Source organism: Hyphobacterium vulgare, assembly GCF_042643335.1.
Lineage (GTDB): Bacteria > Pseudomonadota > Alphaproteobacteria > Caulobacterales > Maricaulaceae > Hyphobacterium > Hyphobacterium vulgare.
Map to the genome: position 1 here is coordinate 75505 of NZ_JBHRSV010000001.1, position 15483 is coordinate 90987.

The following is a 15483-nucleotide window of genomic DNA, read 5'->3' on the forward strand; positions in this document are numbered from 1 at the left end:
ACGCCCCGTTCGGCTTCGAGCGGGGCGTTTTCGCGCGTGCTCTCCCGTTGCCGGGCTTGCGCCCGCGCGACTCTCGGCTATGACGGGCGCGAAATTTCACCCCTGTCCGGGAGCGCCCTCCATGACCGCCATCATCGACATCATCGCCCGCGAGATTCTCGACAGCCGGGGCAACCCGACGGTCGAGGTCGACGTGGTTCTGGAAGACGGCTCGATGGGCCGCGCCGCGGTGCCGTCCGGCGCCTCGACCGGCGCGCATGAAGCGGTCGAGAAGCGAGACGGCGGTTCGCGCTATGGCGGCAAGGGCGTGCGCGACGCGGTCGATGCGGTCGAAGGCGAGATCCTCGACGCGATCGGCGGGCTCGATGCCGAAGACCAGCGCCATCTCGATGACACGCTGATCGCGCTCGACGGTACGGAGAACAAGTCGCGTCTCGGGGCCAATGCGCTGCTCGGCGTGTCGTTGGCGACCGCCAAGGCGGCGGCGCAGTCGCGCGGCCTGCCGCTCTACCGCTATGTCGGCGGCATCAATGCCCGCGTCCTGCCGACCCCGATGATGAACATCATCAATGGCGGCGCCCACGCCGACAATCCGATCGACTTCCAGGAATTCATGATCATGCCGGTCGGCATGGACAGTTTCTCCGAAGCGTTGCGCTGCGGCGCCGAAGTCTTCCACTCGCTGAAGGCCGCGCTGAAGCAGGCCGGACACAACACCAATGTCGGTGACGAGGGCGGTTTCGCCCCGAACCTGAAAAGCCCCGAAGAGGCGCTCGACGTCATCATGAAGTCGATCGAGGCGGCGGGCTATACGCCCGGCGAGGACGTGGCTCTCGCGCTGGACGTTGCCTCCACCGAATTCTTCAAGGGCGGCAAATATGTCTGCGAAGGCGCTGGGCAGACCTATGATGCGGACGCCTTCGCCGCCTATCTCGGCAAGCTGACGCAGGCCTATCCCATCCTGTCGATCGAGGACGGCATGGCTGAGGATGACTGGGCCGGTTGGGCGACGTTGACCGAGACGGTCGGCGACACCTGTCAGCTGGTCGGCGACGACCTCTTCGTGACTAACCCGAAGCGCCTGGCGCGCGGGATCGAGGAAGCGGCCGCCAACGCCATCCTGATCAAGGTCAACCAGATCGGCACGCTGACCGAAACGCTGGAAGCCGTGGATCTGGCGCTGCGCTCAGGCTACGGCGCGGTGATGAGCCACCGGTCCGGCGAGACCGAGGACGCGACCATCGCCGACCTCGCCGTCGCGACCAATTGCGGACAGATCAAGACCGGCTCGCTGGCCCGCTCCGACCGGACGGCGAAGTATAACCAGCTCCTCCGCATCGAAGCCGAACTCGGCGATCAGGCGCGCTATGCCGGCCGGGATGGCCTGGCGGTCTAGGTTCTCATTTGCCGCCCTTCGAAACGCCCCGGACTTTGTCCGGGCCTCCTCAGGACAGGCGAATTGGACGCGATGCGCGAAGGCCTGTCCTGAGAAGGAGCTATAATTCCGGGGTTCCCGCGAAAGCGGGAATCCGAAGCCGGGTACAAGCTTCAGGTCCCCATTTTCATGGGGACCCCATGAGGATCCCGTTCCTGAGGTGGCTTCGCGGGAATGACGCTTCGCATTGGCCCGGTAACCCTTGATTCACGCTGATCGTTTTTAATCCCTCCATCGACGCTGAAGACCTGAAAACAGGCGCAGCCGGATGGGGTGAGATCACGATGGACTACCTGAAGCGACTTGTGCCGACCGTCCTCTTCGCAGGCCTGATCACCTATTTCGGCTATCACGCGATGAATGGCGAACAGGGCATATTGAACTGGATCGTCGTGAAGAACCGCATCGCCGAGACCGAGGTTGAACTGGCCGCCACGGTCGCCGAGCGCGAGGCGCTGGAAGCCACGGCGCTGCGCCTTCGTTCCGACAGTCTCGATCTCGACTATGTCGAGGAACGTGCGCGCACGATCCTCAACGTCGCCCATCCGCGCGACTTCATCGTCCGCCTCGACACGCCTGCCGAGCGCTAGAAACCGTCATCCCTCTCTTGCTGTTGCAGTGCGAGGTCTGGTAAGGCCCGAGCAACGTGCAAGGGAGCGCGAAGGAAATACTTCGCGTGTGAAATGATGGCGACGAAGAAGGCTTCGGCCGACAAGGCCGGCCGTACCGCGACCACCGCATCGAAGCCCGCTGTCGGGCCGAAAGCCAAGGTCACCCGGGACCAGCTGCTCACCTATTATCGCGACATGCTGCTGATCCGGCGCTTCGAGGAGAAAGCCGGCCAGCTCTACGGCATGGGTCTGATCGCCGGTTTCTGTCATCTCTATATCGGTCAGGAAGCGGTCGTTGTCGGTGTCCAGGCGGCGCTCGAAGAGGGCGATCAGGTCATCACCGGCTACCGCGACCACGGTCACATGCTGGCCTGCGGCATGGATCCGAATGGTGTGATGGCCGAGCTGACCGGCCGCTCCGGCGGCTATTCCAAGGGCAAGGGCGGCTCGATGCACATGTTCAGCCGCGAGAAGCAATTCTTCGGCGGCCACGGCATCGTCGGCGCGCAGGTCTCGATCGGCACCGGGCTCGGCTTTTCCAACCTCTACAAGAATAATGGCAAGGTCTGCGCGACCTATTTCGGTGACGGCGCGGCCAATCAGGGCCAGGTCTATGAGAGCTTCAACATGGCGAAGCTCTGGAATCTGCCCGTCCTCTACATCATCGAGAACAATCAGTACGCCATGGGCACGAGCGTGAAGCGCGCCTCGTCCGAGACCGAGCTTTACAAGCGCGGCGCGTCCTTCGGCATTCCTGGCGAACAGGTCGATGGCATGGACGTGATTGCCGTGCGCGAAGCCGCCGCCAAGGCGCGCAAGCATGCTGCCGAGGGCAAGGGGCCCTTCATCCTCGAGATGAAGACCTACCGCTATCGCGGCCACTCCATGTCCGACCCGGCGAAATACCGCACCCGCGAAGAAGTCGACGACATCCGCTCGCACCACGACCCAATCGAAGGGGCGAAAGCGCGCATCCTCGAGGAAAAGCATGCCTCCGAGGACGATCTGAAAAAGCTCGACAAGGAGATCAAGGAGATCGTGGGTGCCTCGGCCGAATTCTCCAAGGAAAGCCCGGAACCCGATCCGTCCGAGCTTTACACCGACGTGCTGGTGGAAAGCTGAGCCATGACGACTGCCGAATTCCTGTCAAAATGGCATGAGGCCGTCGACCGGCGCGACGCGTCGCTGATGGACTCCATCATTGCCGAGGGCTGCGAGCTGAATTCTCCCGTCGTCTGGAAACCCACCGCCGACAAGGCCTATCTGATGCACATACTGCAGGGCGTCATCGATCTGGTCGACGGTTTCACCTACCGCCAGGAATGGGTCGACGGCAATGACATCATCCTGGAATTCACCGGCACGGTGGACGGCAAGGGCCTGGTCGGGATCGACAAGATCACGCTCGGCCCCGACGGCCGCATGGTGCGGATCGAAGTCCTGACGCGCCCCCTCAACACGCTGATCGAATTTGCCACGCGGATGCGCGATCACGCGCTCGCCTTCAACAAGGAAACGGCATAATGGCGCTCGAACTCTCCTATCTCGTCTCGGCGGTCATCCTCTACATGGTGATGATCGCCTTCCAGGCTGTTCTCTCCAATGGCCAGAACAGGCTGGCCGACATGGCCGGCGCACGGGACACCATCACCGACAAGGGCGTGATGCTCGGCCGGGCCCGGCGGGCCAATGCCAACATGGTCGAGGCCATGCTGATGTTTGTGCCGCTGGTGCTGGTTGCGGCGATCACCGGCAGCTTCAACGGCATGACAGAGATTGGCGCCGGGCTGTTTCTCGCCGCGCGGATCATCTACGCGCCGCTCTACTGGTTCGGCGTGCCCTGGCTGCGCACGCTGGCGTGGGCCGCCGGTCTCGCGGGCATCATCCTGATCCTTCTGCAAGTCCTGCCGTTTTCGGGAGCCGCCTGATGCCTATCGAAATTCTCATGCCGGCCCTGTCCCCGACGATGGAAGAGGGCACGCTGGCCAAATGGCTGGTCAAGGAAGGCGACACCGTCTCTTCCGGCGATGTCATCGCCGAGATCGAGACCGACAAGGCCACGATGGAGGTCGAGGCCGTCGAGGAGGGCAGGGTCGGCAAGCTGCTCGTCGCCGAAGGCACCGAAGGGGTGAAGGTCAATTCGCCCATCGCGCTACTGCTCGAAGAGGGCGAAGACAAGGGCGATCTGGAGAATTACGACGCGAAGGGGGCTGACACCCCACCCCAACCCTCCCCTCAAGGGGAGGGAGAAGAAACGCCGGCGCAGATCCCTCCCCCCAAGGGGGAGGGCCAGGGTGGGGGGCAATCCAAGGCCGCCCCGCGCGCCGCCAGCGACCCCGAAATCCCCGAAGGCACCGACATGGTCCCGACCACGGTGCGCGACGCGCTGCGCGACGCGATGGCCGAGGAGATGCGCCGCGACGAGACCGTCTTCGTCATGGGCGAGGAAGTCGCCGAGTATCAGGGCGCCTACAAGGTCACCCGGAACCTGCTTCAGGAATTCGGGTCGAAGCGCGTCGTCGACACCCCGATCACCGAGCACGGCTTTGCCGGTCTGGGCGTCGGTGCGGCGTTCGGCGGCCTGAAGCCGATTGTCGAATTCATGACCTTCAACTTCGCCATGCAGGCGATCGACCACATCATCAATTCCGCCGCCAAGACGCTCTACATGTCCGGCGGGCAGATGGGCTGTCCGATGGTGTTCCGCGGACCGAACGGCGCGGCCAGCCGCGTCGGCGCGCAGCACAGCCAGGACTATTCCGCCTGGTATGCGCAGGTGCCGGGCCTGAAAGTCATCGCGCCCTGGGACGCCGCCGACGCCAAGGGCCTCCTCAAGGCCGCGATCCGCGATCCGAACCCGGTCGTCTTCCTCGAACACGAGCTGATGTATGGCGAGACGTTCGACGTGCCGGACATGGAGGACTTTGTCCTGCCGATCGGCAAGGCGAAGATCCGCCGCGAGGGCAGCGACGTCACCATCACCGCACATTCGCGCATGGTCGGTTTCGCGCTGAAGGCGGCCGAGGAACTGGCGGAACAGGGCATCGACGCCGAGGTCATCGACCTTCGGACGCTCAGGCCCCTCGACACCGACACGATCATCGAGAGCGTGAAGAAGACGAACCGCATCGTCTGCGCCGAGGAGGGCTGGGGCCAGCACGGTGTCGGTGCGGAAATTGCCGCGCGCGTGGTGGCCGAGGCGTTCGATTATCTCGACGCGCCGCCCGCCCGCGTCTTCCAGAAGGATGTGCCGCTGCCCTACGCCGCCAATCTCGAAGCCCTGTCTCTGCCGGGCAAGGACGACATCGTGAAGGCGGCCAAGCAGGTCTGCTACGTGGAGTAATCCGGTGAGCGTGGAAACCAAACCCCGCCACGGAGGCTGTCATTGCGGCGCGGTGCGCTTCACCGCCGACCTGCCCGATTCTGTCGCGGCGCTGTCGTGCAATTGCTCGATCTGCGCCATGACGGGCTTCATCCATGTCATCGTGCCGGAGGCGGATTTCCACCTGGAAAGCGGGGCGGACAATCTGACCGACTACCGCTTCAACACCGGCACGGCTCAGCACCTGTTCTGCAAGACGTGCGGGGTGAAGAGCTTCTACCGGCCGCGCTCGCACCCGGACGCCTGGTCGGTCAATCTGCGCTGCTTCGACGCCGATCAGGGCCTGTCAGGCAGGATCGAGCCGTTCGACGGCGCGAACTGGGAAGCCAGCATCGCCTCCATCAATCCGGACATGGCGGAGGCGCATTGATGATCCGCCCATTCCAGACACATTTGTTTTGGCCGCTTGCCAGACGGGAACACGCCCATGCCGATTGAAGTCCTCATGCCCGCCCTGTCTCCCACGATGGAGGAGGGCACGCTCTCGAAATGGCTGGTCAAGGAGGGCGACACCGTCTCCTCCGGTGACCTGATCGCCGAGATCGAGACCGACAAGGCGACGATGGAAGTCGAGGCCGTCGACGAAGGCACGGTCGGCAAACTCCTCGTCGCGGAAGGCAGCGAGGGCGTGAAGGTCAACGCCGTCATCGCGCTTCTGCTCGAAGAGGGCGAGGGCAAGGACGCGCTCAAAGGCCTCAAGCCTGAAGGAGCGCCCACCCCACCCCAACCCTCCCCTCAAGGGGAGGGAGACAAAGCGCCAGCGCAAAACCCTCCCCCCTCGGGGGAGGGCCAGGGTGGGGGGCAATCGAAGTCCGCGCCCACGCCGAAAGGCGAAAGCGCCGACAGCCGCATCAAGGCCTCGCCGCTCGCCAGGCGCATGGCGGAGCAGGCGGGCATCGACCTGTCGTCGGTCAAGGGCAGCGGGCCGAGCGGGCGTATCGTGAAGCGTGACATCGAGGACTTTGACGCCGGCGCGGCCAAGCCCACCGCCGCCACAGAAAAGCCCGCTGCGAAGGACGCCCCGCAGGCTGCACCGGTGGACGCTGACGATCCGCTGGCCAAGGCCGGGATCGCGCGCGACCGCTACGAGATCGAGAAGGCCGACAACATCACCAAGGTGTCGGCGAAGCGCCTGACCGACTCCTTCCGCGACGTGCCGCACTTCCCGCTGTCGGTCGATATCCGCCTCGACGCGCTGCTGGCTTTCCGCAAGCAGATCAACGACAAGGCGCCCGATGGCGTGAAGGTCTCCGTCAACGACATCCTGATCAAGGCGTCCGGCGTCGCCCTGAAACAGGTGCCGGAAGCCAATTCCAGCTGGATCGAGGACGGCCGCATCGCCCGCCACAAGCATGCCGACGTGTCGGTCGCCGTGGCGATCGAGGGCGGGCTGATCACCCCGATCATCCGCGACGCCGACGCGAAGGGTCTGGTCCAGATCTCGAAGGAGATGAAGGACCTCGCCAGCCGCGCCCGCGAGCGCAAGCTGAAGCCCGAGGAATTCCAGGGCGGCACCTTCTCCCTGTCCAATCTCGGCATGATGGGGATCAAGTCCTTCGCCTCGATCCTCAACCCGCCGCAGGGCATGATCCTGTCGGTCGGCGCGGGCGAGGAACGCCCGGTCATCACCGACGGCGCGCTCGCCAAGGCGACGGTCATGACGGTGACGCTGACCTGCGATCACCGCGTCGTCGACGGCGCGACGGGCGCGCGCTGGATCGCGGCCTTCAAGGGCTTCGTCGAAGACCCGATGACGTTGTTGATGTGACGGTGATCAGATGAAGTGGCTTTGGGGCAGTCTCTACGCGGCGTACTGGCTGCCTTTCGCCTACTTCATCGCTGCCCCGATCCTCGCATTGCGCGCCGCGTCAAATGATCCCGATCAGACATGTTGGCTCGACGAGGGATTTCGAACGGGCCATTTTCTGACGCCTATCGAAGCGGCGGGATTTGAGGCTCTGTTCTGGGGCGGAATCCTGTTCGTGGTTGCGGCCCTGGTATTGATCATCTGGCATCGAAATCGGCGGCTTTTCCTGAAGACCGCGTTGGTTGTCCTGCCGTTAGCAATCACGTTCGGAGGTGCATGGGCCATGTCGTCGGCATACAACGAGGCCTATTTCGAGATTTTCCAGAACCACTGCCCGAACGCGGTATCCGAATGAAAACCCCGCCCGTTCTCAACCTCGCGGACAAGCACGCGCAATTCACCGAGACCTGGTCGCCGAAGCGCATCGCGCGGCTCGACGACTACGAGGTGAAGCTGGCCAAGGCCGAGGGCGAATTCGTCTGGCACCATCACGAGCACGAGGACGAGCTTTTCCTTGTCACGAAGGGCCGCCTCAGGATCGAGATCGAGAATGCCAACCCGGCGATTCTCGGCCCCGGCGAGATGACCGTGATCCCGAAAGGCGTCCGCCACCGCCCGGTGGTCGAGGAGGGGCCTGTCCATATGCTGCTGCTCGAACGGGCAGGCGTGGTCAATACCGGCGATGCGGGTGGTGATCTGACCGCGGTGGTTGAGGATATCTAAGACCCCTCACCCTGGCCCTCTCCCTGAAGGGAGAGGGAATCAGGTTCGGCGTTTCCTTCCCTCTCCCTTGAGGGAGAGGGTGGCCCGAAGGGCCGGGTGAGGGGGACTACAACATCCCGAACTTCTTGCACGCCGCTTCGGCGATGGGCTGACCCCATTCCTGCACGAAATGGCCGCCATCGGCGATTTCCATGGGTTCCGGGCAGTTCCTGATGATCTTGCGCAGCATCTTCATCGCGGGCGGGCCGAGCACCGGGTCCTGCATGCCGATCGCCATGAAGCTCTCGCCGCTCCAGTCCTGGCTCCAGAACTTCACCGCAGCCATGCCGGTGTCGACACCGTCCATCGACGGGTTGATCGGGACGAGCGCCGGGAATCGCCGCACGCCGCCCATATAGCGCGGATCGGGGAAGGGGGCCTGATAGGCCGCGACTTCCGCCTCGTTCAGGATCGGAGTCGCGCGCTTCATCAGGTCGCCGACATTGAATTCGGGATTGGTCGCGACATAGTCGCGCCAGGCCATGAAGCCGGGGCCCGGGTCCATGCCCACACCAATCCCGGTATTCATCACGATCAGCCGCGTGAACCGGTCCGGGTAATCCATCGGCAGGGTCAGGCCGAGCAGACCGCCCCAGTCCTGGCAGACGAGGCAGATGTCGGAGAGGTCCATCCGCTCAAGGAAGGCTTTCAGGAAATTGCGGTGGAAGTGGAAGGTGTAGTCCGCGTCATCGACCGGCTTGTCCGAACGCCCGAAGCCAAGAAAGTCCGGCGCGATCACGCGCCCGCCAGCCTTCAGGAAGACCGGGATCATCTTGCGGTAGAGATAGGCCCAGCTCGGCTCGCCATGCAGGCAGAGAAACACCGGACCGTCTTTCGGCCCCTCGTCGACATAGTGGACGCGCAGCCCCACATAACCGGGCAGGTCGTCAATGTAGTGGGGTTCATAGTCCCAGTCCGGCAGCCCGATGAAGCGGTCTTCCGGCGTGCGCAGAGCGTCGATCATGCCCGTCCTCCCATGTTGCAGGCAGAATGACCGGAGCGCGCGGTTTTCCCAAGCCCGCATTCGTGCATCCCGGCCGTGCGTGCCCGTAGTTCACTGGCGTAGTTGATTTTGCTGCGGCCCCCGTCCATCACCGTTTCGACGGAAGTCCCATGAGAGGATGAGCGCCATGGCGGAACAATTCGACGTGATCGTGATCGGCGGCGGACCAGGCGGCTATGTTGCCGCGATCCGCGCGGCGCAACTCGGCATGAAGACCGCCGTCGTCGAACGCGACAAGCTGGGCGGCATCTGCCTCAACTGGGGCTGCATCCCGACCAAGGCGCTGCTGCGCTCCGCCGAGGTCTATCACTTGATGCAGCATGCCGCCGATTTCGGCCTCAGCGCGGAAAAGATCGGCTTCGACACCAAGGCCATCGTCCAGCGCTCGCGCAAGGTTGCCGAACGCCTGTCGGGCGGTGTTGGTATGCTGATGAAGAAGAACAAGATCACCGTGATCAAGGGCACGGCCCGCCTCGAAAAGGGCGGTGACGCCCCGAAAGTGACCGTCAAGGGCAAGGACGGCAAGGACACGGCCTACGCCGCGAAACACGTCATCCTCGCGACCGGCGCGCGGGCCCGCACCGTGCCGCAGGCCGGTCTCGAACCCGATGGCAAGCTCGTGTGGACCTATCGTGAGGCGATGGTGCCCGACGCCATGCCGAAATCGGTCCTGGTCATCGGCTCGGGCGCGATCGGCATCGAATTCGCCAGCGTCTACCGCACTTTCGGCGCGGACGTGACGGTGGTGGAGATGATGGACCGCGTCCTGCCGGTCGAGGACGAGGAAATCTCGAAATTCGCCGAGAAGGCCTTCAAAAAGCAGGGCATGACGATTCACACCGGCGCGCAGGTCGAGAAGCTCGACAAGGGCGCGTCCTCGGTGAAGGTCCACGTCAGGACCAAGGCCGGCAAGACGGAGGTCATCGAGGCCGAACGCGTCATCCTCGCCATCGGTATCGTCGCCAACACCGAGGGCATGGGCCTCGACGCCCTCGGCGTGAAGATGGACCGCGGCCATGTCGTCAACGACGGCTACGGCAAGACCAATGTGAAGGGCCTCTACGCCATCGGCGATGTCGCCGGCGCGCCCTGGCTGGCCCACAAGGCGAGCCATGAGGGCATCATCTGCGTCGAGGCAATCGCGGGCGAGAAGCCGCACGCCTTCGACAAGTCGAACATCCCCGGCTGCACCTACTGTCACCCGCAAATCGCCTCGGTCGGCCTGACCGAAGCGAAGGCGAAAGAGGCCGGTCACACCGTCAAGGTTGGCCGCTTCCCGCTCGTCGGAAACGGCAAGGCGATTGCGATGGGCGACGACCAGGGGCTGATCAAGACGGTGTTCGACGCGAAGACCGGCGAACTTCTGGGTGCCCACATGGTCGGCCCGGAAGTCACGGAGATGATCCAGGGCTATGTCGTCGGCCGCCAGCTGGAGACGACGGAGGCGGAGCTGATGCACACCGTCTTCCCGCACCCGACCGTGTCCGAGGCCATGCACGAAAGCGTGCTGGACGCCTACGGCCGGGTCATTCACATCTAGGCCCGCATCCAAACCTCTTGCCAAATGCATCCCGATGGGGACGATGGATCCCCGGAAGGGGCTCCTTTTCTGTGCTCAGGAGGAGCTGGCAAATGAAATACGTTCTGATGACCGCCGCCGCGCTGACCGCGCTCGTCGGTGAGACCGCTTTCGCGCAATCCCGTTCGGTCGACATGTCCGGCATCGTCGTCGACTGGTCCGGCGACGTTGAAGGCAATGGCGAGTTTTCCGCCGCAGCCATCGACGTCAACGGCACGTTCGGCGGTAATCTGGTCCTGTCCGGCGCGGCGATTGATGCCCGCGCCGAGGTGGGCGGCCGTCTGACCGCCGATGGTGGCGCGATCGATTTCCGGGGTTCGGTGACCGGTGACGCCGAGTTCAATGGCGGCGCCGTGGATGTCGAAGGCGAGTTCGCCGCCGACGTCGAGATCAATGCCGGTGCCGCCGAGGTCGACCGGGGTTCGACCTTCTCCGGCGATGTCGTGATTGCGGCCGGCGCGTTGCATTTCGCCGGACGCGTGGAAGGCCGGCTGACCGCGGATGTCGGTGACGCCGAATTCAGCGGCGTTGCCTCAGGTCCGATCGAGATCAACGCCGAGCGCCGCCGCGGCATGTTCAATCGCCGTGACCGCAGCGAAGTGACGATCAGCGGCAGTATCGAGGCTGGCGGCGCGGTCTGCGCCCACGAAGTTATCTTCGAGACCGGCGCATCGGTCAGCGGCACGCTGACCGTCACCGCCGACGAGGCGCCCGACTACCCGGCCGGCTTCGACAGCGCGAACATCCGCTTTGTCGAACGCGGCGGAGAAGAGTGCCGCTAGGGCTGCTGCCGGACTGTCAGGAACGGGAAGGGCGGTTGCCTGTGGCAGCCGCCCTTTCACTTATCCGCCGATGGCCGCCTTGGCCATTTTCTCGACGGCGACATAGTCGATCTTGCCGGTGCCGAGCACCGGAATTTCGTCCACCGCCACGATCTTCTTCGGGATCGACAATTCCGCGACGCCATGGCTGCGCGTGAAGGCGACGAAATCCGCCCGGTCCGCGGACTTGCACGCCGTCAGCAGGATGATCTGCTCGCCCTTGCGGGCATCAGGCAGGGTGACCGCCGCGTGCAGGTCGTCGGGCCAGATCGACGTGGCGCAATTCTCCACCACGGCCAGCGAGACCATCTCCCCGCCAATCTTGGCGAAGCGCTTCATCCGGCCACGGATGGCGATGAAGCCGTCCTCGTCGATCGAGCAGATATCGCCCGTATCGTGCCAACCGCCGGCCGGTTCGACGATCTTCCCGGGCTCGGTCGTGTAGATATAGCCGGACATGATGTTCGGCCCGCGCACCCACAGACGGCCTGCGCCCGAAATGCCTTCGACCGGCTCCAGCTTGCCTTCCATCCCCGGAAGCAGTGTGCCGACCGTGCCCGGCCGGTTGCGGCCAGGCTGGTTCACCGCGATGACGGGAGAAGCCTCTGTTGCGCCATAGCCTTCAAGGATGTCGAGCGAGAACATCTTGCGCACCAGCGCCCGCGTCTCGTCCTTCACCCGTTCCGCACCGCACACCGCAAAGCGCAGGGAGATCAGGTCCTCCGGATCGGCATTGCGGGCATACTGGTTCAGGAAGGTGTCGGTCGCGAACAGGATGGTCGACTTCGTTTCGCCCACCCGTTTGGCGATCGTCTTCGCCTGCAGCGGCGAAGGGTGAAGCACGGCGGGAATCCCGACCAGAAGCGGCAGGAGCAGGCCGCCAGTCAGGCCGAAGCAATGGAAAATCGGAAGCGGATTGAAACAGATATCGGTCTCGAAGATGTCGACATGGGCGGCGGCCTGTTCGCAGTTCGAGACGAGATTGACATGGCTCAGCGCCACGCCCTTGGGATCGCCTTCGGTGCCCGAGGTGAACAGCACCACCGCCGTGTCGTCGGGATCGGGATGTGCGGCGACCAGGAAGGGCAGGTAGGACCCGGCCGCGGCCATCGCCTTGTCCTTCCAGGTCAGATTGTCCCGGATGTCCTCGAGATAGACGAGATTCAGCGTCTCCCCGAGCGTTTCGGCGAGTGATTCGAGCCCGCCGAGCTCGATGAACTTGCGGGCCGTCACGATTGTCTTGGCCTCCGCCGCCCTGCACGCTGCCTTGAGAGCCCGCGGTCCGGCGGTGAAGTTCAGCATGGCAGGAATCCGGCCATAGGCCTGCAGCGCAAAGAAGGCGATCGCCGCCCCTGCGCCGGTCGGCAGGAGCACGGCAACCTTTTCGCCCTTGCGGGCGTGCGCCTTCAACGCATTGCCGAGCGCGAACGCGCCCTGGACCAGCTGGTCATAGGTCAGTTCGCGGCCGTCGGCATCGATCAGGCAGATCCGGGAACCCCCGGCTTTCGACCGTGAGCGAAGCAGCGCGTCGAAAATCGACCGGTTGTAGCGGCTGCGCGCGAATTCCGGTCCCGAAACGCGGGTGAGGGCAGTGTCCGGGGCATTCATCGGATCGAGCGGGCCGTCCACTGCCACACCCTCCGGCGCAAAGGCCGATGCGGTTCCGTCATTCATCTGTGTCTCCCGTGCGGCCCTGTTTTCCGGACCTTTTGTTCGGACAGGTTATTCAAGCGCAAGCCCGGAAGGAAGGGCAGAAACAGGAGGTCAGTTCACTGCAAAAAATTTATCGAAAAACGAAAAATCGCTTCCATATCGAATTTCGATATGCTACCGCTGAATCAACGCTGGGGAGCGTAGGATCGCCAAGGCGGTCCACGACTGGAGACGGTTTATGAGAACCCTTTCTCTGGGCGCTGCTGCGCTGGCCATGTTCAGCACGGCGGGCTGTATGGATGTCGCTGTCGCCCACAGCACCGGCGTGTCTCACGCCCAATCCATGGCCATCGGCGGCAACATGAATCGCACCCTGGACCAGGACGGCGATCTCTCGCTGATCGGCGGTCATATGGATTTGCGCGGACGTGTCGGCGGCGACGTCAACCTCGTCGGCGGCAATATCGACCTCGATCTCGACATCGGAGGCGAGCTGTCGGTCGCGGGCGGCGACCTTGACGTCAGCGGCACGATTGGCCGGAAGGCCGAAATCGCCGGCGGCGACATCACCTGGCAAGCCGAAGTGATGGACGATCTGGAAATCGCCGGCGGCAATCTGGTGATCGACGCGCGCATTGCGCGCAATCTTGAAGCGGCGAGCGGCGAACTTGAAATCCTCGAAGGCGCTGAAATCGGCGGCAACGCCGAGCTGGCCGCGGCCAACATCCGGTTCGACGGCCGGGTCGCCGGAACACTCGAGGCCTTTGCAGCATTTCTGCTTGTGCGTGGCCAGGTCGATGGCGGCGCGCGCTTGATGGCTGACCCGCATGAACGCCGCGGTCTGAGCTGGCGTGCCGAAGTCGACGAGGACGGCGCGCGGGCCGGAAACCCGGAAGGCCGGGTTGAACTGGCGGGCGATATGGGCGGTGCTGTCGAAGTCTGCGCCCGGCGCGTCGACATTCTGCGCAATGCCCGGATCGCCGGGCCCTTGCGCGTCTGGGCCGACGCCGAACCCGAGATTTCAAACGAAGCCTCGATCGGTGATCTCGTCTACGAGGCACGCAATGGCCGCGATTGCGACGACATTTTCGACGATCTCGAACGGCTTTGAATGAACCCCGCATCATCTGTTCCCGTCACGCCGGGGGGCGAAGGGAGTTACCGATGTTCCTGAAGAAACTCATCCTCGCTGCAGGGCTGGCTGTCGCCCTCGCTGCGCCGGCGGCCGCCCAGGTGATCGGCGGATCCGTCAACATGACGGTCGATCGCGACGACGACCTGTCGATTTTCGCCGGAGAGGTCGATGTCCGCGGCCGTATCGGCGGCGAATTGCGTGCCATCGGCGGTGACATGAATGTCGACGCTGACATTGGCGGCGATGCCAATATCGTCGGCGGCGATGTCCACGTGAGCGGTACGGTTGGCGGTGATCTCAGCGTCGCCGGCGGCGAGCTTGATATCACGGCTGTCGTGTCCGGCGATGCCGATCTCGCCGGCGGTGTCGTGCACCTCAATTCGCCGGTGTCCGGCCGGGTCAGCGCCGCTGGCGGTCTGGTCGAACTCGATACCGGATTCAGTGGCGGCAACGGCATCGATCTCGCGGCCGAACGGATGATCATTCGCGGCACTGTCTCGGGCAATGCCGACCTGACCGGAGACGATGTCACGATCGAAGGCACGATCAACGGCGACGTCGAGACCTATGCCGACTATGTCCGCATTGCTCCCGGCGCTTCGATCACCGGCGTGCTTCGTCACCGCGGCCCGAACGAGCCCGATGTCGGAGCCGGTGCCACGATCGGCGGCGGGGTGGAATACACCAACGCGATCTATATCGACGATATCGATTTCGACGGTCTCGACCTCGACCTTGATTTCGTGCCCGCCGCGCCGGTGATCGGTGCCTTCTTCGTCGGTTTCTACTTCCTGCTCTTCATGCTGGCGTCGGCGCTGATGCCCAAGGGCGTCACTCGCCTTGTCGGAGAATTCCGTTCGCGCCCGGTCGTGGCCCCGCTGATCGGTTTCGTGACCTGGGCGTTCTGGCCGATCATTTTCGCGGTCGGGACGGTCCTGCTCTCGATCACCATTGTCGGCATCCTGCTGATCCCGTTCTGGCTGCTTGCCGTCGCCCTGGTTCTCTCGCTGTCCTATCCCTTCGGTGCAGCGGCGATCGGCGATCTCGTCTTCAACCGGAAGGGGGCCGGGCTCGGTCTGGGCATGAGGCTGCTGACGACTCTGGGTGTCCTGGTTCTCGCGGCGGCACTTTGGATCCAGCCCGCACTAGGCGTGATCGGCTGGTGCGTCCTGACCTGGATTGGCTTGGGTGCCTGGCTGTTTGCGCTCGGAAAACGTGAACCGATTGTAACGCAGCCCGCTGCGTGACGACCCCGGGTTCGCCTCGTATATTTCCCCCGGAGGCAATGCTGCGCC

Annotated in this window: 16 protein-coding genes; 14 read left to right on the forward strand and 2 right to left on the reverse strand. The window is 64.1% G+C overall.

Features of this window, described 5'->3' with window-relative positions:
• Nucleotides 1-121 precede the first annotated feature (121 nt).
• From eno to ACFOOR_RS00425, 10 genes are all read left to right on the forward strand, one after another.
• Nucleotides 122-1396 (forward strand): phosphopyruvate hydratase, encoded by a 1275-nt coding sequence (gene eno / locus ACFOOR_RS00380; RefSeq protein ID WP_343163730.1) that lies wholly within the window; start codon nucleotides 122-124, stop codon nucleotides 1394-1396.
• A 323-nt stretch (nucleotides 1397-1719) separates the two neighbouring features.
• Nucleotides 1720-2025 carry an FtsB family cell division protein gene (locus ACFOOR_RS00385; protein WP_343163729.1) on the forward strand — a complete coding sequence of 102 codons (306 nt, stop codon included), beginning with the start codon at nucleotides 1720-1722 and terminating at the stop codon, nucleotides 2023-2025.
• A 96-nt stretch (nucleotides 2026-2121) separates the two neighbouring features.
• Nucleotides 2122-3168, forward strand: coding sequence for a pyruvate dehydrogenase (acetyl-transferring) E1 component subunit alpha (gene pdhA / locus ACFOOR_RS00390; protein WP_343163728.1), 1047 nt, complete (start codon nucleotides 2122-2124; stop codon nucleotides 3166-3168).
• 3 nt (nucleotides 3169-3171) lie between these two features.
• On the forward strand, nucleotides 3172-3570 hold the full coding sequence (locus ACFOOR_RS00395) for a nuclear transport factor 2 family protein (protein ID WP_343163727.1): 399 nt from the start codon (nucleotides 3172-3174) through the stop codon (nucleotides 3568-3570).
• Entirely contained in the window at nucleotides 3570-3974 is a 405-nt protein-coding gene (locus ACFOOR_RS00400; RefSeq protein WP_343163726.1) for an MAPEG family protein, read from the forward strand. The genes ACFOOR_RS00395 and ACFOOR_RS00400 overlap by 1 nt, the downstream gene beginning before the upstream one ends.
• Nucleotides 3974-5389, forward strand: coding sequence for a pyruvate dehydrogenase complex E1 component subunit beta (locus ACFOOR_RS00405; RefSeq protein ID WP_343163725.1), 1416 nt, complete (start codon nucleotides 3974-3976; stop codon nucleotides 5387-5389). Before ACFOOR_RS00400 ends, ACFOOR_RS00405 begins: the two co-directional genes overlap by 1 nt.
• 4 nt (nucleotides 5390-5393) lie before the next feature.
• Nucleotides 5394-5798: a GFA family protein gene (locus tag ACFOOR_RS00410; RefSeq protein ID WP_343163724.1), complete on the forward strand. Its 405-nt coding sequence runs from the start codon at nucleotides 5394-5396 to the stop codon at nucleotides 5796-5798.
• A 57-nt stretch (nucleotides 5799-5855) separates the two neighbouring features.
• Complete coding sequence (locus tag ACFOOR_RS00415) at nucleotides 5856-7196, forward strand: pyruvate dehydrogenase complex dihydrolipoamide acetyltransferase (protein WP_343163723.1); 1341 nt, start codon at nucleotides 5856-5858, stop codon at nucleotides 7194-7196.
• A gap of 10 nt (nucleotides 7197-7206) precedes the next feature.
• A complete protein-coding gene (locus ACFOOR_RS00420) occupies nucleotides 7207-7590 on the forward strand; it encodes a hypothetical protein (protein ID WP_343163722.1) in 384 nt (127 codons plus the stop codon).
• Nucleotides 7587-7958, forward strand: coding sequence for a cupin domain-containing protein (locus ACFOOR_RS00425; RefSeq protein ID WP_343163721.1), 372 nt, complete (start codon nucleotides 7587-7589; stop codon nucleotides 7956-7958). Before ACFOOR_RS00420 ends, ACFOOR_RS00425 begins: the two co-directional genes overlap by 4 nt.
• A gap of 106 nt (nucleotides 7959-8064) precedes the next feature.
• On the opposite strand, the gene ACFOOR_RS00430 is transcribed toward ACFOOR_RS00425, so the two are convergent.
• Entirely contained in the window at nucleotides 8065-8961 is an 897-nt protein-coding gene (locus tag ACFOOR_RS00430; RefSeq protein WP_343163720.1) for a haloalkane dehalogenase, read from the reverse strand.
• A gap of 166 nt (nucleotides 8962-9127) precedes the next feature.
• Here ACFOOR_RS00430 and lpdA point away from each other — a divergent pair, with 166 nt between their 5' ends.
• Both lpdA and ACFOOR_RS00440 read left to right on the forward strand, forming a co-directional pair.
• Entirely contained in the window at nucleotides 9128-10540 is a 1413-nt protein-coding gene (gene lpdA / locus ACFOOR_RS00435; RefSeq protein WP_343163719.1) for a dihydrolipoyl dehydrogenase, read from the forward strand.
• A gap of 92 nt (nucleotides 10541-10632) precedes the next feature.
• Entirely contained in the window at nucleotides 10633-11361 is a 729-nt protein-coding gene (locus ACFOOR_RS00440) for a hypothetical protein (RefSeq protein ID WP_343163718.1), read from the forward strand.
• Nucleotides 11362-11421: 60 nt separating this feature from the next.
• On the opposite strand, the gene ACFOOR_RS00445 is transcribed toward ACFOOR_RS00440, so the two are convergent.
• A complete protein-coding gene (locus ACFOOR_RS00445) occupies nucleotides 11422-13074 on the reverse strand; it encodes an AMP-binding protein (RefSeq protein ID WP_343163717.1) in 1653 nt (550 codons plus the stop codon).
• A 217-nt stretch (nucleotides 13075-13291) separates the two neighbouring features.
• On the opposite strand from ACFOOR_RS00445, the gene ACFOOR_RS00450 reads away from it, so the two are divergent.
• Nucleotides 13292-14164, forward strand: coding sequence for a hypothetical protein (locus tag ACFOOR_RS00450; protein ID WP_343163716.1), 873 nt, complete (start codon nucleotides 13292-13294; stop codon nucleotides 14162-14164).
• A 53-nt stretch (nucleotides 14165-14217) separates the two neighbouring features.
• A complete protein-coding gene (locus tag ACFOOR_RS00455) occupies nucleotides 14218-15435 on the forward strand; it encodes a hypothetical protein (protein ID WP_343163715.1) in 1218 nt (405 codons plus the stop codon).
• Nucleotides 15436-15483 lie beyond the last annotated feature (48 nt).

Excerpts from the sequence above, each read along its gene's own strand:
- lpdA (WP_343163719.1), top strand. The coding sequence starts at position 9,128 with ATGGCGGAACAATTCGACGTGATCGTGATCGGCGGCGGACCAGGCGGC.
- pdhA (WP_343163728.1), top strand. The coding sequence starts at position 2,122 with ATGGCGACGAAGAAGGCTTCGGCCGACAAGGCCGGCCGTACCGCGACC.
- ACFOOR_RS00385 (WP_343163729.1), top strand. The coding sequence starts at position 1,720 with ATGGACTACCTGAAGCGACTTGTGCCGACCGTCCTCTTCGCAGGCCTG.
- ACFOOR_RS00455 (WP_343163715.1), top strand. The coding sequence starts at position 14,218 with ATGTTCCTGAAGAAACTCATCCTCGCTGCAGGGCTGGCTGTCGCCCTC.
- ACFOOR_RS00430 (WP_343163720.1), bottom strand. The coding sequence starts at position 8,961 with ATGATCGACGCTCTGCGCACGCCGGAAGACCGCTTCATCGGGCTGCCG.
- eno (WP_343163730.1), top strand. The coding sequence starts at position 122 with ATGACCGCCATCATCGACATCATCGCCCGCGAGATTCTCGACAGCCGG.
- ACFOOR_RS00450 (WP_343163716.1), top strand. The coding sequence starts at position 13,292 with ATGAGAACCCTTTCTCTGGGCGCTGCTGCGCTGGCCATGTTCAGCACG.
- ACFOOR_RS00395 (WP_343163727.1), top strand. The coding sequence starts at position 3,172 with ATGACGACTGCCGAATTCCTGTCAAAATGGCATGAGGCCGTCGACCGG.
- ACFOOR_RS00415 (WP_343163723.1), top strand. The coding sequence starts at position 5,856 with ATGCCGATTGAAGTCCTCATGCCCGCCCTGTCTCCCACGATGGAGGAG.
- ACFOOR_RS00425 (WP_343163721.1), top strand. The coding sequence starts at position 7,587 with ATGAAAACCCCGCCCGTTCTCAACCTCGCGGACAAGCACGCGCAATTC.
- ACFOOR_RS00405 (WP_343163725.1), top strand. The coding sequence starts at position 3,974 with ATGCCTATCGAAATTCTCATGCCGGCCCTGTCCCCGACGATGGAAGAG.
- ACFOOR_RS00445 (WP_343163717.1), bottom strand. The coding sequence starts at position 13,074 with ATGAATGACGGAACCGCATCGGCCTTTGCGCCGGAGGGTGTGGCAGTG.
- ACFOOR_RS00440 (WP_343163718.1), top strand. The coding sequence starts at position 10,633 with ATGAAATACGTTCTGATGACCGCCGCCGCGCTGACCGCGCTCGTCGGT.
- ACFOOR_RS00420 (WP_343163722.1), top strand. The coding sequence starts at position 7,207 with ATGAAGTGGCTTTGGGGCAGTCTCTACGCGGCGTACTGGCTGCCTTTC.
- ACFOOR_RS00400 (WP_343163726.1), top strand. The coding sequence starts at position 3,570 with ATGGCGCTCGAACTCTCCTATCTCGTCTCGGCGGTCATCCTCTACATG.